21 protein-coding genes are annotated in these 21,401 nt (G+C 64.7%); 15 read left to right on the plus strand and 6 right to left on the minus strand.

The genetic code is table 11. The features are described 5' to 3' along the window. Positions 1–151: 151 nt before the first annotated feature. On the minus strand, positions 152–1,066 hold the full coding sequence (locus ACPFMA_RS09095) for a LysR family transcriptional regulator (protein ID WP_425930019.1): 915 nt from the start codon (positions 1,064–1,066) through the stop codon (positions 152–154). A 128-nt stretch (positions 1,067–1,194) separates the two neighbouring features. Between ACPFMA_RS09095 and lysA the strand changes: the two genes are divergently transcribed. After that, the gene (gene lysA / locus ACPFMA_RS09100) at positions 1,195–2,412 is read left to right on the plus strand and encodes a diaminopimelate decarboxylase (protein ID WP_425930020.1); all 1,218 of its coding nucleotides are present in this window, start codon (positions 1,195–1,197) and stop codon (positions 2,410–2,412) included. A gap of 113 nt (positions 2,413–2,525) precedes the next feature. Here lysA and ACPFMA_RS09105 read toward each other — a convergent pair whose 3' ends face one another. After that, positions 2,526–3,044: a cysteine hydrolase family protein gene (locus tag ACPFMA_RS09105; RefSeq protein ID WP_425930021.1), complete on the minus strand. Its 519-nt coding sequence runs from the start codon at positions 3,042–3,044 to the stop codon at positions 2,526–2,528. A 297-nt stretch (positions 3,045–3,341) separates the two neighbouring features. Between ACPFMA_RS09105 and ACPFMA_RS09110 the strand changes: the two genes are divergently transcribed. Then, positions 3,342–3,740 (plus strand): hypothetical protein, encoded by a 399-nt coding sequence (locus ACPFMA_RS09110; protein ID WP_425930022.1) that lies wholly within the window; start codon positions 3,342–3,344, stop codon positions 3,738–3,740. Positions 3,741–3,782: 42 nt separating this feature from the next. On the opposite strand, the gene ACPFMA_RS09115 is transcribed toward ACPFMA_RS09110, so the two are convergent. Further along, a complete protein-coding gene (locus tag ACPFMA_RS09115; protein ID WP_425930023.1) occupies positions 3,783–4,649 on the minus strand; it encodes a LysR substrate-binding domain-containing protein in 867 nt (288 codons plus the stop codon). A 133-nt stretch (positions 4,650–4,782) separates the two neighbouring features. Here ACPFMA_RS09115 and ACPFMA_RS09120 point away from each other — a divergent pair, with 133 nt between their 5' ends. The 4 genes from ACPFMA_RS09120 (at position 4,783) to ACPFMA_RS09135 (ending at position 8,465) form a co-directional block, all read left to right on the plus strand. Next, positions 4,783–5,397, plus strand: coding sequence for a DUF998 domain-containing protein (locus tag ACPFMA_RS09120; RefSeq protein WP_425930024.1), 615 nt, complete (start codon positions 4,783–4,785; stop codon positions 5,395–5,397). Positions 5,398–5,474: 77 nt separating this feature from the next. After that, positions 5,475–6,623 (plus strand): DUF1624 domain-containing protein, encoded by a 1,149-nt coding sequence (locus ACPFMA_RS09125; protein WP_425930025.1) that lies wholly within the window; start codon positions 5,475–5,477, stop codon positions 6,621–6,623. A gap of 446 nt (positions 6,624–7,069) precedes the next feature. Then, entirely contained in the window at positions 7,070–7,360 is a 291-nt protein-coding gene (locus tag ACPFMA_RS09130; RefSeq protein WP_425930026.1) for a hypothetical protein, read from the plus strand. A 259-nt stretch (positions 7,361–7,619) separates the two neighbouring features. Next, positions 7,620–8,465 (plus strand): hypothetical protein, encoded by an 846-nt coding sequence (locus ACPFMA_RS09135; RefSeq protein ID WP_425930027.1) that lies wholly within the window; start codon positions 7,620–7,622, stop codon positions 8,463–8,465. 308 nt (positions 8,466–8,773) lie between these two features. Here ACPFMA_RS09135 and ACPFMA_RS09140 read toward each other — a convergent pair whose 3' ends face one another. Next, complete coding sequence (locus ACPFMA_RS09140; protein ID WP_425930028.1) at positions 8,774–9,559, minus strand: sulfite exporter TauE/SafE family protein; 786 nt, start codon at positions 9,557–9,559, stop codon at positions 8,774–8,776. Positions 9,560–9,949: 390 nt separating this feature from the next. Here ACPFMA_RS09140 and kdpF point away from each other — a divergent pair, with 390 nt between their 5' ends. The 6 genes from kdpF to ACPFMA_RS09170 are packed head-to-tail and all read left to right on the plus strand — an operon-like array spanning position 9,950 to position 17,745. Continuing rightward, positions 9,950–10,039 carry a K(+)-transporting ATPase subunit F gene (gene kdpF / locus ACPFMA_RS09145; protein ID WP_037058438.1) on the plus strand — a complete coding sequence of 30 codons (90 nt, stop codon included), beginning with the start codon at positions 9,950–9,952 and terminating at the stop codon, positions 10,037–10,039. Between the two features lie 9 nt (positions 10,040–10,048). Further along, positions 10,049–11,758, plus strand: a complete 1,710-nt coding sequence (gene kdpA / locus ACPFMA_RS09150; protein ID WP_420059257.1) for a potassium-transporting ATPase subunit KdpA — start codon at positions 10,049–10,051, stop codon at positions 11,756–11,758. Then, positions 11,755–13,809, plus strand: a complete 2,055-nt coding sequence (gene kdpB / locus ACPFMA_RS09155; RefSeq protein ID WP_420059258.1) for a potassium-transporting ATPase subunit KdpB — start codon at positions 11,755–11,757, stop codon at positions 13,807–13,809. The genes kdpA and kdpB overlap by 4 nt, the downstream gene beginning before the upstream one ends. Before the next feature lie 16 nt (positions 13,810–13,825). Next, entirely contained in the window at positions 13,826–14,386 is a 561-nt protein-coding gene (kdpC, locus tag ACPFMA_RS09160) for a potassium-transporting ATPase subunit KdpC (protein ID WP_425930029.1), read from the plus strand. A 15-nt stretch (positions 14,387–14,401) separates the two neighbouring features. Next, positions 14,402–17,056: a DUF4118 domain-containing protein gene (locus ACPFMA_RS09165; protein WP_425930030.1), complete on the plus strand. Its 2,655-nt coding sequence runs from the start codon at positions 14,402–14,404 to the stop codon at positions 17,054–17,056. Next, the gene (locus ACPFMA_RS09170) at positions 17,053–17,745 is read left to right on the plus strand and encodes a response regulator (protein WP_425930031.1); all 693 of its coding nucleotides are present in this window, start codon (positions 17,053–17,055) and stop codon (positions 17,743–17,745) included. Before ACPFMA_RS09165 ends, ACPFMA_RS09170 begins: the two co-directional genes overlap by 4 nt. Before the next feature lie 121 nt (positions 17,746–17,866). Here ACPFMA_RS09170 and ACPFMA_RS09175 read toward each other — a convergent pair whose 3' ends face one another. Then, on the minus strand, positions 17,867–18,919 hold the full coding sequence (locus ACPFMA_RS09175; protein ID WP_425930032.1) for a patatin-like phospholipase family protein: 1,053 nt from the start codon (positions 18,917–18,919) through the stop codon (positions 17,867–17,869). A 154-nt stretch (positions 18,920–19,073) separates the two neighbouring features. Here ACPFMA_RS09175 and ACPFMA_RS09180 point away from each other — a divergent pair, with 154 nt between their 5' ends. From ACPFMA_RS09180 to ACPFMA_RS09190, 3 genes are all read left to right on the plus strand, one after another. Next, positions 19,074–19,352, plus strand: coding sequence for a hypothetical protein (locus ACPFMA_RS09180; RefSeq protein ID WP_009394459.1), 279 nt, complete (start codon positions 19,074–19,076; stop codon positions 19,350–19,352). 15 nt (positions 19,353–19,367) lie between these two features. Beyond that, complete coding sequence (locus ACPFMA_RS09185) at positions 19,368–20,135, plus strand: CHAD domain-containing protein (RefSeq protein WP_425930033.1); 768 nt, start codon at positions 19,368–19,370, stop codon at positions 20,133–20,135. 85 nt (positions 20,136–20,220) lie between these two features. Then, the gene (locus ACPFMA_RS09190; RefSeq protein WP_425930034.1) at positions 20,221–21,018 is read left to right on the plus strand and encodes an acyl-CoA thioesterase; all 798 of its coding nucleotides are present in this window, start codon (positions 20,221–20,223) and stop codon (positions 21,016–21,018) included. 3 nt (positions 21,019–21,021) lie between these two features. On the opposite strand, the gene ACPFMA_RS09195 is transcribed toward ACPFMA_RS09190, so the two are convergent. Then, the gene (locus ACPFMA_RS09195) at positions 21,022–21,225 is read right to left on the minus strand and encodes a hypothetical protein (protein ID WP_420059263.1); all 204 of its coding nucleotides are present in this window, start codon (positions 21,223–21,225) and stop codon (positions 21,022–21,024) included. Between the last annotated feature and the right edge of the window lie 176 nt (positions 21,226–21,401).

Below are 21,401 nucleotides of genomic sequence, written 5' to 3' on the forward strand. Positions count from 1 at the left end.
TTGGGGTTTTTAGCCAAAGTGAGGCTGCTTAATGGATTAGTTACCAGATGGTCGGTTGCTGCTGATGGCCCTATCGCTGGCAAGCCAGCTCCCACAGTGTCCGCGGCGCTGCCGAACCTTGTGGGAGCTGGCGATGAGGCCAACACGGCCCTCAGCCAACCTCCGCCAACCGCGCCATCACGATTCCAGCTTCTTCCCGCAACGCCGCGCAAAACGCCTCCACAAACCCCGAAGACGCCCGGAACTCCGGCCGCACCAGCATCACCCGATACGGGATCGACACCTCCAGCCGTCGCACCTGCAAGCCTCGTCCGGCCTCGCGCAGCGCGCTCAGCGGATTGATGATCGCCACCCCCAGCCCCTCGCGGACCATGGCGCACACCGACGCGGCATTGGTCGTCTCGATCACCGTATGCCGCTCGACCCCGGCCTGGCGGAACTGCTCGTCCAGTTGCTGACGATAGATATCCCGCCCGGCCAGGTTGATAAAGGCCACGCCCTGGAAGTCCGTCACTGCCAGGCGCTGGCGCTCCAGCAACCCATGGCCGTCGGGCAGCACGCAGAGCATATCGGCGCTGAACAGCAATTCACCCCGGGTTCCACGCGGCACCTGCTCACCCTCGGTCAACCCAAGGTCATGGCGCTGGGCGCTGAGGGATTCCTCCAGCAATGGCGACTCCTGGGCGCTGATGCACAGCCCGACGCCGGCATGTTCGCGCTGGAACTGCTTGCACACCCGGGGCAGCAGGGTCTGGGAAAACAGCGGCAGGCAGGTCAGGTCCAGTTGCCCGTGCTCGAAGCGACGCATCGACTCCACGATGCTGTTGATCCGCTCCAGCCCGACATAGGAGCGTTCCACTTCCTCCAGCAGCATCAGCGCCTGGGCGGTAGGCAGCAGGCGCCCGCCCTGGCGGTCGAACAACTTCAGGCCGCTGAGGTTCTCCAGCCGCGCCAGCTCTCGGCTAACGGTCGGCTGCGAGGTAAACAGCAGGCGCGCGGCTCCGGTGACACTGCCGGCCAGCATGATGGCGCGGAAGACTTCGATATGGCGGACGGAAAGGGGCATGGCGGTGAGTCTGTTCGAAGAAGAGGTGCATATCAGAACTGAATGCTATGACAAAGAATAGATATTTTTCTGAATGGCTGCCGTTCGGCATCATGGCGATCTTTCCAATCCGCAGGATGTTTCCCGCCATGACCACGCCATCCGCCCTGGCCGCCGCCGCCCAGCAATTCCCCACGCCGTTCTGGACCTACGACGCCGCCGTGATCCGCGAGCGCATCGCGCGCCTGGACTGCTTCGATGTGGTCCGCTTCGCCCAGAAGGCCTGCTCCAACCTGCATATCCTGCGCCTGATGCGCGAGCATGGCGTGCGCGTCGATGCGGTGTCCCTCGGCGAGCTGGAGCGTGCACTGTTGGCCGGCTACAGCCCGGAAGGCGACCCGGCGGGCGTGGTCCTGACCTGCGACCTGCTGGACCAGCCGACCCTGGCCCGTGTCGTCGAGCTCAAGGTCGAGGTCAACTGCGGTTCCATCGACATGCTCCGCCAGTTGGGCGAGCGCTCGCCGGGCCACCGCGTCTGGCTGCGCATCAACCCGGGCTTTGGCTATGGTCATAGCCGCAAGACCAACACTGGCGGGGAAAACAGCAAGCACGGTATCTGGCATGACGAAGTGGGTGACGCCCTGGCGGTGATCCGCCAATGCGGCCTGCACCTGGTCGGTATCCACATGCACATCGGTTCTGGCGTGGACTATGGCCACCTGGCCCAGGTCGGCGGGGCGATGGTCGCCACCATCAAGTCGCTGGACCACGATATCGAGGCGTTCTCCATCGGTGGTGGCCTGTCCACGCCGTACCGCGACGGCGATGTGGCGGTGGATGTGCAGCGCTACGCCAGCACCTGGCAGCAGGCGCGGGAAGAGATCGAGGCGTTCCTTGCTCATCCGGTGCGCATGGAGATCGAACCGGGGCGTTTCCTGGTGGCCGAGTCGGGTCGCCTGGTGACCGAGGTGCGGGCGGTGAAGCGGGCGGGCAGCCGCCAGTTCGTGTTGGTGGATGCCGGTTTCAACGACCTGATGCGTCCGGCCATGTATGGCGCTTACCACCATATGAGCGTGCTGGACGCCGCGGGCCGTGCCGAAGTGGAATGCGTGGTGGGTGGGCCGTTGTGCGAATCCGGCGATGTCTTCACCCAGGACGACCAGGGCCTGGTCCCGCGCCTGCTGCCGCAGCCGCAGGTGGGTGATCTGCTGGTGATGCATGACACCGGGGCCTATGGCGCGTCGATGTCGTCCAACTACAACAGCCGGCCGCTGCTGGCCGAGGTGCTGCTGGATGGCGCCGAGGTGAAGCTGATTCGCCGGGCGCAGCCGCTGGCTGATCTGCTGGCGCTGGAGCAGGGTTTGTAATTCAGGATCTTCATTGCTGCTGATGGCCCTATCGCTGGCAAGCCAGCTCCCACAGGTTCGCGGCGCGTGGGGCTTTCCTGCGATGAGGCCATCAGCTGCACGGCAAGGTCAGATCAGAACTCGATCTCCTGAGCGTTCATCACCCGACAAAACGCCCCCGCCAACGTCCCGTTGTGATGCGCCACGATCGCCTCGGCGCTCAACCCCGGCGTATCCGAACAGCTATGCCCATCCGCCACCAGCACTGCCGGGAACCCCAGGTCTCCCGCCGCACGGCAGGTGCTGTCCACGCAGTACTGCGTCTTCATCCCGGCGATCACCACGCCCGTGACGCCATATTCCCTGAGGGCTTCCACCAACCCGGTACCGACAAAGGCATTCGGCCGCCGCTTCTCGAATACCCGTTCGCTACCATTCAGCTGCAGCTCCGCAATCAACCGGGTCAGCGGCGCATCCGGCGTCAGCGGCGAGCCCTCCGGCCCCACATGCCGCGCCAGGAACACCGGCGCTCCGACGGCATGGGCCTTGTCCAGCAGTGTATTCACCGCCTCCAGCATGGCCTCGCCACGCCACGGCTTTTCCGCGCCGTGGAACAGGCCGACCTGCAGATCGAGAATCAAGAGTGCGTGCATGGGTGTCGCTCCTTGTGATGTGCCAGCGACACGGCGCCCCAACGAAAAAGGCCCCGTCCATCGCTGGCGGGGCCTTTCGGGTCTGGCTTCAGCAGCTCAGCGACACCCGCAGCCCCCGCCGGTGGCGGTGGTCGTGGTGGTGGTCGAGGTGCTGTGGAAGGCGTTCATGGCCCTGACAGTAGCGTTGTTGGCGGGGTAATGGCAACCGCTGGACCAGGCCCTACCTGATATTTCTGTCAGGTGTGGGGAAAATCTGCGGGTCATAGACGGGGCGCCCTGCAACCAGGAGCCAGGCCCATGCACCTCGAATTCCTTGCACGGCAGTCAGGTGTAGACGTTGCCAGCGTCCCCGAACACAAGCGGATCGGCAGGACGGATGTGCTGCGTATCGATCCGCACCGGGTGCCGGCACAGCGCCGCACCCTTCGGGCCAGGGCCGAGGGCATCTTCAAGGCCGCCATCACTGCCGATGACCTGTATCGGGATTTTCCCGTCAAGTTCATCGACGCCTTCATCACCGACAAGTTCGAAGACGACCTCGAGACGCCCGTCGACAATACCCGGCATCTGGCGGGCGTCTTCCGCGACGTGCATTTCGATGTGCCGAACCTGCACCTGTTCTTCCCGCAGGCGCCGAATCGTCCCTTCGTGGTCGATATCGCCAATGGTCACTATGGGATCACCGGTACCTGGTAGGCACGTGCCAGCGCAGCGATCCGGGTGGCAGCGCCCGGACCGCTAGCGATCGCTGATTTCGTCGAACAGCCACTCGCGGAAGTTCTCCAGCGCCGCCGATGTCTCCCCCGGCCGGCTGACCAGCACATACCGTTCGCTCAGCGGCGCCCCTTGCGGCCATGGCGCGGCGAGGCGGCCGTCGCGCAGGTCGTCCTCGACATAGAGCCGCGGCACCAGCGCCATGCCCATGCCGGCGCGGGCCGCGTCGATCAGCAGGGAGAAGCGGTCGTAGCGCGGGCCGCCGTCGATGTTCGGCAGGTCGATACCGCTCTGCCGCGCGTACTCGCTCCATTGCTCGCCACTCTCGTGCTTGTGCAGCAGCGGCACTTCGCCCGGTGTCCGTGCGGCCAGATCGGGGTGACAGACCGCCAGCAGCGGCGCCTGGAGCAACGGCTGCACGCGCAGGCCGCTCCATGTCGGGTGCTCGATATTGATCGCCGCCTGCAGCTCGCTGTCGGCCAGGGCGAAGGGTTCGGTGCGTTCGCGCAGGTTGACGCGGATCTGTGGATAGCGCTGCTGGAAACGCCCCATCCGCGGGATCAGCCAGCGGCTGGCGAAGGTCGGGATCACGCCGATTTCCAGGGTGGCGTCGTTGCGCGCTTCGGCGATCAGCTGGCGGGTCTTGCGCTCGATCAGGTTGAGGGCCTCGCGCATGTCGGCGGCGTAGCGCGCACCGGGTTCGCTCAGTTCGACCCGGTTGCCGACACGATGGAACAGGCGCACGCCGAGCTGGCTTTCCAGCTTGGCGATCTGTCGGCTGATGGCACCTTCGGTCAGCGCCAGTTCCTGCGCCGCGCGGGCGAAACTCTGGTGCCGGGCGGCGGCCTCGAGGGCGAGTAGAGCAGTGGTGCCGGGGAGACGTCGTGTCACGTGGAGCAATCCTTGCCACAAAAGGGGCGACAGGATGACGCAGTGGCAAGCTGCCTTGCAAAAAAATCGGTAACCCTTGCGGGACGCCGGTTACTAGCATGTCGGATCGAACAACAACGGAGTGACGAGACACATGAGGACGATCGATCGGGTGTTGCTGGGGGCCGGGTTGCTGATTCCGTTCTGGCTGTTTTTCGGAGTGCTGCTGACTGCCAGCCAGTTTCCGGGCTACAGCCATGTCGATCTGGCCATGAGTCAGTTGGGGGCGGTGGGTGCGCCGACTCATGATGTTTCGCCCTGGGTGAACAACCTGCCGCTGGGGGTGTTGTTCGTGCTATGCGGTGCCGGACTGTTCCGGCGCTTTCAGTATTCACGGCTGGCCTGGATCGCAGCGCTGCTGGTTGTGGTCCATGGCCTGGCCAGCATGAGTGCCGGCTATTTCCCCTGCGATCAAGGCTGTGTGCCGGCCGAGCCTTCGTTCTCCCAGCGCATGCATAACCTGTCCGGGCTGGTGATGTTCCTCTCTCTGACCTTGGCCAGTGCGTTGTGGATTTTCCTGGGCAGGCGCTTGCTTGGTTCGCCGGGTTTTTCCCGCTTCTCGTTGCTGTGCACCGTGATGGCTCTGGTCACTGTCGGGCTGATGGCCGCAGCGATGGAGAGCGGGTATGGCTTTGGCCTGTACCAGCGCCTCAACTATGGCATCGCGGTGATCTGGCTGGCGGTATTGGCGTGGGTGAGTTTGCGCTGACGTTGCGGCTGGCGAAACCGGAGGGCGACGTGCCATCATGTAATAACATTGCATCCGTCAACGAGTATCGATTACGCATGTCTGCCACACCTTCAACCCGTCTCCACTCGATCGACGCCCTGCGCGGCCTGGTCATTCTCTTCATGCTGCTGGATCACGTGCGCGAGACCTTCTACCTGCACCTGCAGGTCAGCGATCCAATGGACGTGAGCCAGACCGACCCGGCGCTATTCTTCAGCCGCACCCTGGCGCACCTGTGTGCGCCGGTGTTCATTCTGCTGACCGGCCTGTCGGCGTTTCTCTACGGCGAAAAACAGCAGGGCAAGGCGGCGGTGTCCAGCTTCCTGTTCAAACGCGGGCTGTTCTTGGTGGTGCTGGAGTTCACCCTGGTCAACTTCGCCTGGACCTTCCAGTTGCCGCCGAGCGTCATCTACCTCCAGGTGATCTGGGCCATCGGCCTGAGCATGCTGGCCCTCAGCGCGTTGATCTGGCTGCCGCGGGCGCTGCTGATCGGGTTGGGTGTGGTGCTGGTGGCGGGGCATAACCTGCTCGATGGCGTGCATTTCCCGGTCGGGTCGGCGATGCATGTGCCTTGGGCGGTGCTGCATGACCGGGGCTGGATCGAGGTATCCGAGGGGTTGCGCTTGCGTACTTCGTATCCGGTCCTGCCTTGGATTGGCGTGATCGCGCTGGGGTATGCCATGGGGCCGTGGTTCGGCAGGGGCAGCGATGCCGGGCACCGGCGCCGGGGGTTGCTGGTGACGGCGGGATCGGCGTTGGGCCTGTTCTTCGTGCTGCGCCTACTCAATGGCTACGGCGAGAAACCCTGGGCTGTCGGCGAGACGACGGTGCAGACGCTGATGAGCTTCTTCAACATCACCAAGTACCCGCCGTCGTTGCTGTTCCTGGCCTTGACCCTGGGGATCGGGCTGTTGCTGCTGGTGGCTTTCGAGCGGCGCAACGAGGGCCGGGCGGTGGGCTGGCTGGCGGTGTTCGGGGCGGCGCCGATGTTCTTCTATCTGTTGCACCTGTATGTGTTGAAGGTGCTGTATGTGCTGACTGTGGGCGTGTTCGGGACCAACCAGGGGCCGTATTTCGGCTTCGATTCCGTCGCAGCGGTGTGGCTCGGGGCGGTGCTGCTGGCGCTGGGGTTGTATCTGCCGGTGCGCTGGTTTGCCCGGTTGAAGGCGCGGCGGCGGGATATTGCTTGGTTGAAGTATTTGTAGTTGGCAACACGGACCCTGTGGGAGCGGGTTTACCCGCGATTGCGGTAGTGAAGTCACCATAGTAATCGCGGGTGAACCCGCTCCCACAGGGTTAGCGGTGCTCGTGAGGCCTGTATAGGTGTTGCATATCGCTACGAATTCCCTCGATTTCCGACTTTTCTGTAGGCAATTTCCCAATCATACTTCCGCGCCTCGTTTGACGTTGCACTCCTGGAAATGGCTGCCTAGTCTTCGCCGGTCGCTGCTGCTTGGCGATCAGGTTTGGTCACCTGCTTGGTAACTTATGAAGCGCGGCTGCTGTTCCGTTCGTTATGGCGGCTGTGTGCGGGGCGCCCTTGTGCGCGCCGGGTTTTCCTAAGTTCCCCGGTTGACCAACCTGCACACAGTCGCCACCCATCGTTTGGTCACGATGCTGGCGGTTCCGCCGAACTTTAGGATCATCGCCAATGAAAAAAGCCGTCCCCGATCCACCCCGCACCGCCCACACTCACTTCGCCACCTGCAACGGCACCCATCCGCCGCTGTTCAGCGTCTGCGAAGGCGCCAGCATGGAAGATGTCCTCGTGCACCTGACCATGTCCCTGTCCTCGGCCTATGAAACCAACTACCAGGTCTGCGAATCGGCGAGCAAGCCGATGCAGAGTCTGGCCTGGGCGACCCAGCATTCGCTGGAGATCTGCCAGGCGTTGGTGGAGTCGTTGCTCAAGACGGCAGAGCGGAAGCAGGAAGAGGCTTGAGCCTTTCGAGGCCATCTCACTTGATGGCCTCGTCACTCACTACTTGCTCAGAGACTTCTCACCTGACAGTCGGAGTCATCCGGCTGACTTACCCACTACATCCAGCAAGCATTTGCGTCCCTAGGAAATGAAGGACGCAGATACATGACAGTCGGAAACAAGGCGCTGTTCGTGGCACTCGCCGTGATCACTCGCATCTCTCCCGATCCCCGACATGTCGGGGGCGACAAACTACCCTGGTCGGGCAAGCGTGTTGGAGATGATTGATAGTGAAGACGATACGTTTGCAGTCGAGTGGCTTCTGGCGCTGGCGAAGGATGACGGCTTGTTCTTCAATCCCAGATCAGAGGATACGAACATCAAGGTGATCATGGAGCGCTTCATGCCAGGGTCAACCCTCGAGGGTATCTATGATCTTGACGACAGACCAGATACCCACCGATTTGACTTTGCTTACACGACTTCTCAACGAGACATATTTTTTAACGTCTATATGAATGCCATGGAGACCTGGCTTGATGTTTCGGAAAGCAGCCCAGGCCTCGGTGGATCTGCTATCTATGCGGGCGTAGCTACCTTTGCGTTCAATACGCGCCGCACCTTTGTCGGCGATCCTGGCGGACTGTCCGACCTGGCGCTGCGTCGACGACTTGACAGCATGCTATGCTCGGCAATCAAGCACGGCAGCACAGATCATATAGCTCCCCATCCTGATCAGATCAGCGGCAACGAGAGCTTAGGCGTTCCTCCTCTGACCTGGGTCAGGGGAAAGACGCCCGTCAATATCCAGCGCATGATTGAAACCGTAATCGTATCCCTAGAAAACGTTGTGCCGGAGGTGGCCCATGCCCATTACGACTTCCAAGCAAGAACCTTCTGCAATTCTGAAGGCAGACAGCTATTGGAGCCAGTTCTGGGAAGCTGGGGTCATAAGCTTGCAAGAGGCGGAAAGGCGAGCGCTGGGGTCACTACGTTTAAGAGATGCATACTGCTCCGATCCCTTATACGCCAGGAAAGCTGCACGCGATCCTTGCTTCTGGAGCAAGTTCTATGCGACTCGCGTCAATTCGTAGACCATGGCCAGCTCTTGGGCATCTTCTACTGATTGTGCAGTCACCCGTGTAGCTTGGAGATTGCCCAGCAGAATCCCGGGCCCTTCGTTGGTAAAGAGAAAGGTTACGGCTGATGGCGCGTGAGCGGTGCAGGTACAACGATCAATCGGAGGTTCCCGGATGGTTAAGGTTGTGCAAAAGCAGTTCGGGCGCCGATCTGATCCTTGAAAAGCCCCAAGCTCCTCCGCTCGCACGGAGACCATTTCCATAGCATGACGCGGACCCTGTAGGAGCTGGCAAGCCAGCTCCTACAGGGTCCGCGTCGCGCATTGGATTTACGTGTGCTCCACTGGCGTGTCGATCAGAACGCCAACTTGTAACCAATCAAGAACAACATCCCCGCCAGGCACGGTCGCAACACCGAGTCCGAAATCTTCCCGGTCAGATGGCTGCCGATATAGATCCCCGGCAGCGACCCCAGCAGCAGATACCCCAGCAGCGACCAGTCCATGTTGCCCATGCTCGCATGCCCCAACCCGGCGACCAGGGTCAGCGGTACGGCGTGGGCGATCTCGGTGCCGACCAGGCGACGGGTGACCAGGAACGGGTACAGCAGGAACAGCGCCACCGTCCCCAGGGCGCCGGCGCCGATGGAGGTCAGCGACACCATCACGCCCAGCACTACACCCGTGATCACGGTCAGGGTGTTGAGGCTGCGCCCGCTCAGGTGATAGCGGTCGCCGGCATGCTTGTTGGCAAAGGCCTGGAGCCGGGATTTGAAGAGGATCGCCAGCGCCGTGAGGATCAGCACCACCGCCAGGCCCTGCTTGATGATGGCGTTGAGCGCGGCGGTGTCGGTGTTCAAGGTGCTGAGGAACCACAGGGTCGCCGCTGCCGCAGGCACGCTGCCCAGGGCCAGCCAGCCGGTGATGGCCCAGTCGATGTTTTTCTGCTTGCCATGGACCCAGACGCCACTGGCCTTGGTGATGGCGGCGTAGAGCAGGTCGGTGCCGACCGCCGTAGCAGGGTTGATGCCGAACCAGAGGAGGATCGGGGTCATCAGCGAACCGCCGCCGACGCCGGTCATGCCGACGATGAAACCTACAACCAGACCTGCAATGGTGAAACCAAACGAACCAACATCCATACGTTACCTGACACGCTCTAGATCGACGGGGCGGGCGCAGCATAACGGATGTTTTTATGCCCAAATATATTTGTATCGAATTAGCTTATAACCGATATCGATTCGTTCTATGCAATCTAGGCTGGGTTGGTATGTGTCTGGTGCAAGCAAGGGCAAGTCAGCTCCAGGGCTTTTGATGGATATGCAGACCCTGTGGGAGCGGGTTCACCCGCGATTACGTCAGTGAGTCCACTACCGCAATCGCGGGTGAACCCGCTCCCACAGGGTCCGCGTAAACCGAACTTTTTTACGAAATCTTTATGCACTGCCCCCTACACCCGTCTCGTCCCTTTACGCCCCTGCGCCAGAGAATTTCCCTACGCGGCAGCCGCCGCCGAACGGAGATTTCTCATGAGCATTCTGGACGGGGTGTCACTGCTGCTGGCAGTGGCGTTGTTGGTGTACCTGATGGTCGCGCTGCTGCGCGCCGACCGCGGCTAGGGAGCGGCCATGCACAGTTACGATTACGCATTGCTCCTGGCCTTCTTCGCCCTGGTGCTGCTGCCGGCACCCTGGCTCGGGCGTTTCTACTACAAGGTGATGGAGGGCCAGCGCACCTGGCTGAGCCCGGTGCTCGGCCCGGTAGAGCGAGGCTGTTACCGGATCGCCGGGGTCGATGCCCGGCAGGAACAGAACTGGAAGCAGTACGCCCTGGCCTTGCTGGTCTTCAACCTGGCCGGCTTCCTGTTGCTCTTCGCCGTGCTGCGCCTGCAGGCCTACCTGCCGCTGAACCCGCAACACCTGCCCGGCCAGGAATGGTCGCTGGCGTTCAATACCGCGGTCAGCTTCATGACCAACACCAACTGGCAGTCCTATAGCGGCGAAGCCTCGCTCAGTTACCTGAGCCAGATGCTCGGCCTGACCGTGCAGAACTTCGTCAGCGCCGCCACCGGCCTGGCCGTGCTGGTCGCGCTGTGCCGCGGTATCGCCCGGCGCAGCGCCGGCACCCTGGGCAACTTCTGGGTGGACATGACCCGCGCCACCCTCTATGGCCTGCTGCCGCTGTGCCTGGTGCTGGCGCTGATCCTGGTGTGGCAGGGCGTGCCGCAGACCTTCAGCGATTACGTGCATGCCGTCACCCTGCAAGGCGCCGACCAGGTCATTCCCCTCGGCCCGGCCGCCAGCCAGATCGCCATCAAGCAACTGGGCACCAACGGCGGCGGTTTCTTCGGCGTCAACTCGGCCCATCCGTTCGAGAACCCGACGGCCTGGTCGAACCTGTTCGAAGTGGTGTCGATCATCCTGATCCCGGTGGCCCTGGTCTTCACCTTCGGCCATTACGTCAAGGACATGCGCCAAAGCCGGGCGATCATCGCCGGCATGCTCGCCCTGTTCCTGGTCGGCGGCGCCACTGCGCTGTGGGCCGAGTACCAGCCCAACCCGGCGCTGAGCAATCCGCAGGTCGAGCAAAGCGCGCCACTGGAAGGCAAGGAAAGCCGTTTTGGCACCACCGGCAGCGTGCTCTGGACGGTGACCACCACCGCCGCGTCCAACGGCTCGGTCAATGCCATGCACGACAGCCTCAACCCGCTGACCGGCATGGTCGCGCTGGTCAACATGATGGTCGGCGAGGTGATTTTCGGCGGCGTCGGTGCCGGGCTCTACGGCATGCTGCTGAACGTGCTGATCGCGGTGTTCCTCGCCGGCCTGATGATCGGCCGCACCCCCGAATACCTCGGCAAGAAGCTCCAGGCGCGGGAGGTGCAACTGCTGGTGGCAACCCTGCTGGTGATGCCGGTCGGCGTGCTGATCCTCGGCGCCCTGGCCACCGCGTTGCCCGGGCCGGCCGCGAGTATCAGCAACCCCGGCGCCCATGGGTTCAGCCAGTTGCTCTATGCCTACACCTCGGCCAGCGCCAACAACGGTTCGGCCTTCGCCGGCCTGGGCGCCAACACCACCTTCCATAACCTGATGATCGGCCTTGGCATGTTGATCGGGCGCTTCGGCTACATCCTCCCGGTCCTTGCCCTGGCCGGCAGCCTGGCGCTGAAGAAGACCGCACCGGTAGGGCAAGCCAGCTTCCCCACCCACGGTCCGCTGTTCGTCACCCTGCTGGTGGTCACCATCCTGCTGGTCGGTGGCCTGACCTTCCTCCCGGCGCTGGCCCTGGGCCCGATCGCCGAACACCTGAGCCTGGCCTTGCAAGGAGTCACCCCATGAACATGCCGCTTCGCGATGTGAAAACGGCACCAGCCAGCACCGCACAAACGTCCTTCGCCGCCCTGTGGCGGCCGGCGCTGGTGCAGGCGTTCGTCAAGCTCGATCCGCGTCAGCTCAAGCGCGCCCCGGTGATGCTGGTGGTGGAACTGACCGCGATCTTCACCACGCTGCTGTGCCTGCTGCCCGATAACCAGGTGCCGACCGGCGTGGCGCTGCAGATCGCCCTGTGGCTGTGGTTCACCGTGCTCTTCGCCAACTTCGCCGAAGCCCTGGCCGAGGGCCGTGGCAAGGCCCGTGCCGATAGCCTCAAGGCCGGCAGTCAAGGCCTGAGCGCACGCCGGCGCACGGCGGCGGGCAGCTTCGAAGTGGTTGCCGCTACCGCCCTGCGCAAGGGCGATGTGGTGCGGGTCGAAGCCGGCGAGATGATCCCCGGCGATGGCGAGGTGATCGAAGGTATCGCCGCGGTCAACGAGGCGGCGATTACCGGTGAATCCGCGCCGGTGATCCGCGAGTCCGGTGGCGATCGCTCGGCGGTGACCGGCAGCACGCGGCTGGTCTCCGACTGGCTGCTGGTACGCATCAGCAGCAACCCCGGCGAATCCACCCTGGACCGCATGATCGCCCTGGTGGAAGGCGCCAAGCGCCAGAAAACCCCCAACGAGATCGCCCTGGATATCCTGCTGATCGGCCTGACCCTGATCTTCCTGATCGTGGTGGTGACCCTGCAGCCGTTCGCCCATTTCGCGGGTGGTGCAATCCCTACGGTGTTCCTCGTGGCGCTGCTGGTGACGCTGATCCCCACCACCATCGGCGGCCTGCTCTCGGCCATCGGCATCGCCGGCATGGACCGCCTGGTGCGCCTCAACGTGATCGCTCGTTCCGGCCGCGCCGTGGAAGCGGCGGGCGATGTGCACGTGCTGATGCTCGACAAGACCGGCACCATCACCTTCGGCAACCGCCGTTGCAGCGCGGTGTTCGCCGCACCGGGCATTACCGCCAAGGAGCTGGGCGAGGGCGCCTTGTACGCTTCACTGGCCGACGACACCGCCGAAGGCAAGTCCATCGTCGAATACCTGCGCCAGTTGCATGACTTCGTCGAGCCGGTCGCCGGGCAGTTCCAGCCAGTGGCCTTCAGTGCCGAAACCCGCCTCTCGGGTATCGACCTCGGGCCTCGTCGTTACCGCAAGGGTGCGGTGGATTCGGTGCTGGCCTTCGTCGGCATGCAGCGCCTCGACCTGCCGCCGGCCCTGGCCCGGGAAGTGGACAAGATCGCCCAGAGCGGCGGCACGCCGTTGCTGGTCTGCGTGGACAAGCGCCTGCTCGGTGTGATCCATCTCAAGGACGTGGTCAAGCCGGGGATCCGCGAGCGCTTCGCCGAACTGCGCAAGCTGGGCATCCGCACCGTGATGGTCACAGGCGACAACCCGCTGACCGCCGCCGCCATCGCTGCCGAGGCCGGTGTGGATGATGTGCTTGCCGAAGCCACGCCAGAGAAGAAGCTGGCGCGGATCCGCCAGGAACAGGACGAAGGCCGCCTGGTCGCCATGTGCGGGGACGGTGCCAACGACGCTCCGGCCCTGGCCCAGGCGGACGTCGGCATGGCCATGAACGACGGCACCCAGGCGGCCCGCGAGGCGGCCAACATGGTCGACCTCGACAGCGACCCGACCAAGCTGCTGGACGTGGTGCAGGTGGGCAAGGAACTGCTGGTGACCCGCGGTGCGCTGACCACCTTTTCCATCGCCAACGACGTGGCCAAGTATTTCGCCATCCTGCCGGCGCTGTTCGCCGCGATCTATCCGCAGCTTGGCGTGCTCAACCTGATGCAACTGGCCAGCCCGCAGAGCGCCATTGTCTCGGCGATCGTGTTCAACGCGCTGATCATCGTCGTGCTGATTCCCCTGGCGCTGCGCGGGGTACGGGTCAAGGCCGCCAGCGCCGCCCACCTGCTGCGCCGCAACCTGCTGATCTACGGGCTGGGCGGGCTGCTGGTGCCCTTCGCCGGGATCAAGCTGATCGACCTGCTGCTCAACGCCCTGCAACTGGTGTGAATTCGAGGACATGAACATGACGACCCATCTTCGCCCGGCCCTGGGCCTGCTGTTGCTGATGACCCTGGTGACCGGCGTGGTCTATCCGCTGGCGGTCACCGGCATCGCCCAGGTGGCCTTCCCCGAACAGGCCAATGGCAGCCTGCTGCGCGACGACCAGGGCCAGGTGCGCGGTTCGCGCCTGCTGGCCCAGCCGTTCAGCGGCGAGGCCTGGTTCCAGGCGCGGCCGTCGGCGGCGGACTACGCCACCGTGTCCAGCGGCGCGAGCAACCTGGCGCCGAGCAACCCGGCCCTGGCCAAGCGTATCGGCGACAGCGCCGGCATGCTGTTCAGCGCGGCGCAGGGGCCGGTGCCGCAGGCCCTGCTGACCACGTCCGGCAGCGGCCTCGACCCGCATCTGCCGCCCGAGGCGGTGGCCTATCAACTGGCCCGCGTGGCAGCGGCCCGACAAATCCCGCAACAGGCATTGCAAGGACTGGTGGAGCAAGCCACCCTGCAACCTCTGGTCGGCCCGCCAGTGGTGAATATCCTCGCCCTGAACGCCGCCCTCGACCGCCTTGCGCCACTGCCGAAATAAGGACCTGATCCGACCATGAGTGATTCCCAGCGCGCCGATGCGTTGTTGGCCGAGCTGCCGCGCCAGGGGCGCGGCCGGCTCAAGGTGTTTCTCGGGGCGGCGCCGGGCGTGGGCAAGACCTACGCCATGCTCCAGGCCGCCCACGCCCGTCTGCGCCACGGCGTGCGGGTGCTGGCCGGGGTGGTGGAAACCCATGGGCGCAGCGAGACCGAGGCGTTGCTCGGGGGTATCGCCCAGCAGCCGTTGTTGCGCTCGGAGTACCGTGGCGTGACGCTCGAGGAAATGGACCTGGATGGCCTGCTCAAGGCTGCGCCCGAGCTGGCGCTGGTGGATGAACTGGCCCACAGCAATGCCCCCGGCAGCCGCCATGCCAAGCGCTGGCAGGACGTGCAGGAGCTGCTGGCGGCCGGGATCGACGTGTACACCACGGTCAACGTCCAGCATCTGGAAAGCCTCAACGACCATGTGCGCGGCATCACCGGCGTACAGGTACGCGAGACCCTGCCGGACTGGGTGTTGCAGGAAGCCTTCGAACTGGTGCTGATCGACTTGCCGCCGCGGGAGCTGCTGGAGCGCCTGCGCGACGGCAAGGTCTATGTGCCGGAGCAGGCCCGGGCGGCGATCGACGCCTTTTTCACCCAGACCAACCTCACCGCCCTGCGCGAGCTGGCGATGCAGACGGCGGCGGCCCAGGTGGATGCCGACCTGGCCCACGGCTATCGCCGTCTCGGCCAGGACGCCCCGGCCCTGCGCGGGCGCCTGCTGGTCGGCGTGGATGGCGATACCCAGGCCGAACGCCTGGTGCGCCATGCCAGCCGCGTGGCGCAGCGCCGCCATCTGCCGTGGAGCCTGGTGCATGTGGACAACGGCACGCTGCGCGACGAGACGGCCCGGCAGCGCCTGCAGGCGGCACAGCAACTGGCCGAGCGCCTGGGCGGCGAGGTGGTGCTGCTGCGTGCCGGGGAAGTGGCGCGCACGCTGATCCAGCATGCTGCCGAGCGCCGTGCCAGCCTGGTGCTGGTCGGGCAGTCGCGCGATCGCCTGCGCCGGCGCCTGTTCGGCGCCGGGGTCGCCACCCGCCTGCTGCGCGAATCCCATGGCCTGGAGATCAATGTCCTCGACCGTGACGAGCAGCCCGAGCCGGTGCGTGCGGTGCGTGCCGCTGACTGGGCCTGGCGCCACTACGCGCTGGCCGTGGCCGCGACCTTGCTTGCCAGCGGCCTGGCCTGGGCCGTAGCACGGGTCATGGACTTGCCGAACATCTCCCTGGTGTTCCTCGCCGCCGTGCTGCTGGTGGCGGTGCGCAGCAGCATCGGCCCGGCGCTGGCCTGCGCGGTGCTGTCGTTCCTCGCCTATGACTTTCTGTTCATTCCGCCGAACTTCTCCTTCGCCATCCAGCGTGAAGAGGATGTGCTGACCTCGCTGTTCTTCCTGTTGATGGCGGTGCTTACCGGCAATCTCGCCGCGCGGCAGCGTCGGCAATTGAAGGCCTTGCGCGAGACCCAGGAGCAGACCGGGCAACTGCTCGATCTGACCCGTCGGCTCACCGCCGCCACCGACCGCCAGGCGGTGTTCAGCGCCGCCGGCCAGCATCTGGAAAACTGGCCGCAGGTGCAGGCTTGTCTGCTTGAGCGCGATGCCGAAGGGCGCCTGCAGGTGGCCTTTGGTGGTGAACTGCAGTTCAGCGACAACGAACGTGCTGCCGCCGAATGGGCCTGGCAACACGAGCAGGAAGCGGGGCAGGGCAGCGACACCCTGCCCAACGGACGCTGGTGGTGGTGGCCGTTGTCGGTGGATGAAGGCCCGCTGGCCTTGCTGGGCGTGCGGGCCCGGGACGACGGGCAATTGCCGGCCCAGCGCCGGCGTTTGCTCAAGTCCCTGAGCCAGCCGCTGGCCCAGGCCCTGGCCCGGGCGAAACTGGCCGAGCAATTGGAGTCGGCGCGCCTGCACGGCGAAACCGAACAATTGCGCAGCGCCTTGCTCGCCTCGGTGTCCCACGACCTGCGCACCCCGCTCACCGCCATGCGCGGCAGCATCGACAGCCTGTTGGCCCTGGGCGATGCGATCCCGGCCGAGGATCGCCGTGAACTGTTGGAAGGCACCCGCGATGAAGCCGAGCGCCTGGACCGCTATATCCAGAACCTGCTGGACATGACCCGCCTTGGCCACGGCGGCCTCAAGCTGGCGCGGGACTGGGTGGCCCCGGCCGATATCGTCGGCAGCGCGCTGAACCGCTTGCGGGTGGTGCTGGCGCCCTTGCAGTTGCGCACCGAGGTGCCCGCCGAATTGCCGCTGCTGTATGTGCATGCCGCGCTGATCGAACAGGCGCTGATCAACGTGCTGGAGAACGCAGCGCGCTTCTCGCCGGCCGAGGGGCACCTGGAATTGCGCGTGACGGTCGAGGACGAGCAACTGTGCTTCGCCGTGGCGGACGAGGGGCCCGGCATCGCCGAGGCGGACCGCGAGCGCATCTTCGATATGTTCTACACCGCCGCCCGGGGTGATCGCGGCGGGCAGGGCACGGGGCTGGGCCTGGCGATCTGTCGCGGCATGGTTGGTGCCCATGGCGGGCATATTCGCGTCGAAGACGGCCTGGCTGGCCGCGGCACCTGCATCACTCTATGCTTGCCGCTTCCGGCCCAACCCCCACTGGACAGCGAAACCCCATGAGCCAGACCGCGACCGTGCTGGTCATCGACGACGAGCCGCAGATCCGCAAGTTCCTGCGCATCAGCCTGGCGTCCCAGGGCTACAAGGTGCTGGAGGCGGGCACCGGCGCCGAGGGCCTGCGCCATGCCGCCTTGTCGCGGCCGGACCTGATGGTGCTCGACCTGGGCCTGCCGGACATGGATGGCCAGCAGGTACTGCGCGAGCTGCGCGAATGGAGCGCGGTGCCGGTGATGGTCTTGTCGGTGCGCGCCAGCGAAGCGCAGAAGGTCCAGGCGCTGGATGGCGGGGCCAACGACTACGTGACCAAGCCGTTCGGCATCCAGGAGTTCCTGGCGCGGGTGCGCGCGTTGTTGCGCCAGGTGCCGCACGCCACTGCGCCAGAGGCCGCGTTGAGCCTCGGGCCGTTGACGGTGGACCTGGCCTACCGCCGGGTGACCCTGGACGGCGTGGAAGTGGCGCTGACCCGCAAGGAGTACGCGCTGCTGGCGCAACTGGCGCGGCATCCGGGGCGGGTGATCACCCAGCAGCAGTTGCTCAAGGACATCTGGGGGCCGACCCATGTGGAGGACAGTCACTACCTGCGCATCGTGGTGGCGCATGTGCGGCAGAAACTCGGCGACGACCCGACAGCGCCGAGGTTCATCATCACCGAGCCGGGGGTGGGGTATCGGTTGATCGGGCAGGACTGATCAAGGATCAAGAGCGTTACACGGCCCCTGTGGGAGCGGGTTCACCCGCGATGGCGGTAGTGAGCCCACCGACGCAATCGCGGGTGAACCCGCTCCCACAGGGGCCGCGTCGCTCAGGCACTTAGCGTTTTTCAGCCTCATGGTTATCCAGCGTATCCCGCGCAATCTCCCGGCCCAAGGCGATCAGTTCCGGCGCCTTGTAGAACTCGAAGAACCGGCACACCCGCTTCGGCACGTTGACCAGCACATCCGGCGGATACCCGGCGATCTTGTATTGCGCTAGCGACGTCTGCATCACCTCGAAACTCTGGTTGATCAAGTCCAGCAATGACGCCGGCCCCACGTTGTCGACGATGAACGAGCCGGTCGCCGACTTTGGCGCACCGTCGCTTTCCGGCGCCGCCGAAGGTTGCTGGGCCCTGTGGCTGGCAGCGTCGGCCAGCCACGGATTGGGCACCTCCACGGCCTCGGCTGCCAGTTCCTGTTCCAGTTCCTTCTCCAGCCCCAGCAACGCCTCCGCCTGCTTGCGCCGGAACGGCAGGTGCGAGCCCAGCGAGCTGATCAGGCTGTCGAAACGCAGCTTGAACGCCGCCGGCCGTTCTATCACCGGCAAGGTGTACTGCTTCTGGTTGGTGGCGTTGAGGTTGACGGCGATGATCAGGTCGCAATGGCTGGACACCACCGGGATGATCGGCAGCGGATTGAGAATGCCGCCATCGACCAGCGTGCGGTTGCCCTGGACCACCGGGGTGAACAGGCTGGGGATCGCCGCCGAGGCGCGCATGGCCTGGTGCAGGCAGCCTTCCTGGAACCAGATTTCCTGCTGGTTGGTGAGGTCGGTGGCCACCGCCGTGTAGGGAATGCGCAACTGCTCGATGTTGATCTCGCCGACGATCTTGCGGATCTGCCCGAAGACCTTTTCCCCGCGGATCGCGCCAAGGCGGAAACTCACATCCACCAGGCGCAGGACATCCAGGTAATCGAGGCTTTCGATCCAGTTGCGGTATTCCTCCAGCTTGCCGGCGGCGTAGATCCCGCCGATCACCGCGCCCATGGAGCAGCCGGCGATGCAGGCGATCTCGTAGCCGCGCCGTTCGAGTTCTTCGATCACGCCGATATGCGCATACCCCCGGGCACCGCCCGAGCCCAATACCAATGCCACGCGCTTCTTCATGCTGCGTCCCCCGTCATGTACGGTAACAATGCGCCTGTTCAACGCTTCGCTTCAATCACCGGCAGCGCTGGTCTACGCTGGTGATGGCACTTTTCCGTGGCAAAGCCGTCGAACAGGCCAACCTGATTGATCATTTCCCTTGAGGTAACACCCGATGAAAGCCTGGATAACCCTGCCCCTGATCGTTCTGGCCCTGGCTGGCTGCGCGGGCAAGACGGCCTATCGCGACAGTTGCGGCTCCCAGCTCGACGCCGCCTGGAAGGAACTGGACCTGGCCAAGGCCGAAGGCTTCGCCGGCACCGTCAGCTATTCCAAGGCCCTGTCGCTGCTGACCGGGGCCAAGACCCAGCAACAGTTCGAAGCCTTCGAGGGGTGCACCAAAAAGGCGGAAAAGGCTCGTTTCTATATTCGTGAGTCCCGTGCAGGACGCTGAGTCGTGAGGCAGGTCATGTCGAAGATGTTCGATCACGTTGTTGCCGAGGTCCTGGGCTTGCAGGTGCGCTTGATGGCGTGTCAGGCGCGTCTTGCCGAGAATACCGACAGCGAGGCGCTCCATGACCTGCGCACCACGGTGCGGCGCTTGCGCAGCCTGCTGCGGCCCCTGCGCGGGCTGCCCGGGGTCGATCATCTGGAAAACGCGGCCAAGGCCATCGGCGATATGACCACGCCGCTGCGCGACCGCGAGGTGCTGGCCGAACAGCTGTTCCAGCTCTACATGGGTGCGGCTGCGCAGCGCCGGCTCGCCGGGGAGGGCGAGGTGTTCGCCTCGGTGGCAGCCAGCCCGCAGATGTACAAGCTGCTGGCCGTGCTCGACGCTTTCCCCGGTTTCCTGCGGGCGATCGAGCGGCAGAGACTGGTGCCGGACCTTGGCAAGCGCATCGAGAAGCGCCTGGACAAGCAATGGAAGAAAATCGTCGAAGCCGTGCACGAGCCGGACCATGACCGGCATCGCCTGCGCCTGCTGATCAAGCGTGCGCGCTACGGCGCCGAGGCGTATCCGAAGCTGAGCCGGATCGGCAAGGCGATGCGCAGCGAACTCAAGAACGCCCAGGACGACCTCGGCCATTGGCACGACCTCCTGCAGTGGCTGACCCAGGCCGAGAAGCAGGCCGACCTGGCGCCCCTGGTTGCGCAGTGGCAGGAACAACGACTGGAGGCCGAGCGCAAGGCCGACAAGACCGTGGCGCGCCTGCTCAAGCATATCGACGAGCGATAGGCCGCTGATTTGGCAGTTATGTGGCCTGCTCGGCGTCCCGTTCTGCTCTTAAGATCGTAGGACTTTTCCGCAGGACGAGGTCCGCATGAATTTTTCCCAACTGCTCACCGCCGTCCGCCAGCGTCCGCAAGCGGTGGTGATTCCCGCCGAGTGGGCCCAGGGGCGTGCCTGTTTCGGTGGCCTGATGGCGGCGCTGGTGTACGAGGCCATGCACGCCCGGGTCTCGCCTGAGCGTCCGGTGCGTTCCCTGGCGATCACCTTCGTCGGTCCGGCCGAACCCAATGTACCCATCAGCTTCGAGGTGGAGCCGCTGCGCGAAGGCAAGGCGGTCAGTTCGCTGTTGGGGCGTGCGGTCCAGAATGGCCAGACGGTGACCATCGTCCAGGGCAGCTTCGGCGCCGGGCGCAGTTCGGTGATCGACATTCCGGCGCTGCCGGCAGTGCAGATGAAGAGCCTGGCCGAGTCCAGCCCGGAAATGCCCTACATTCCAGGTGTGACCCCGGAATACATCCGCTTCCTGGCCATGCGCTGGGGAATCGGCAACATGCCGTTTACCAACAAGCCGGGGCGGCAGATGGGCGGCTGGGTGCGCTTGCGTGACGCGGTGGAGGAACCGGTGACCGAGGCCCACCTGCTGGCCCTTTGCGATGCCTGGCCGCCAGCGACACTGCCGTACCTGAACAAGCCGGCGGCGGGCAGCACCCTGACCTGGACCATCGAATTCGTCCAGCCGGTGGCCAGCCTGAGTACCCTGGACTGGTGCCAGTACTGCGCCGATGTCGAGCATTCCCGTGATGGTTACGGACATACCGCAGCGGCCATGTGGAACGCGGCGGGCGAGTTGCTGGCGCTCAGCCGGCAGACGGTGACGGTGTTCGCCTGACGCTCAATGATGGCGGTGGCTGAACGGCTTGGACTGTCCAGCCTCGGGGTAATGGCCTTTGCGGTAAAGGCCAACGCCCGCCATCACGAAGATCGCACCCACGGCGATCTGCCCCGGATCCAGGCTGAACAACCCCGAGAGCACCAGCAGCGCGCCAATGATGAACAGCGGGGCGGCAATAAGGTCGTGCGGCAGGTGGGTGTTCATGGGGTGACTCCTCTGACTTTTCGCTGGGGCATGTCAGAAGAGTAGTTGCGGGTTGTGGGCAGGGCCAATTGAGGGGATTTATAGAAGAGATAGGCTGGTGTACGCGACCCCTGTGGGAGCGGGTTCACCCGCGATTGCGGTAGTGAATTCACCGACGCAATCGCGGGTGAACCCGC

It is taken from the genome of Pseudomonas sp. NyZ201 (assembly GCF_049860765.1).
In the GTDB taxonomy this organism is placed as follows: Bacteria; Pseudomonadota; Gammaproteobacteria; order Pseudomonadales; family Pseudomonadaceae; genus Aquipseudomonas; species Aquipseudomonas bharatica.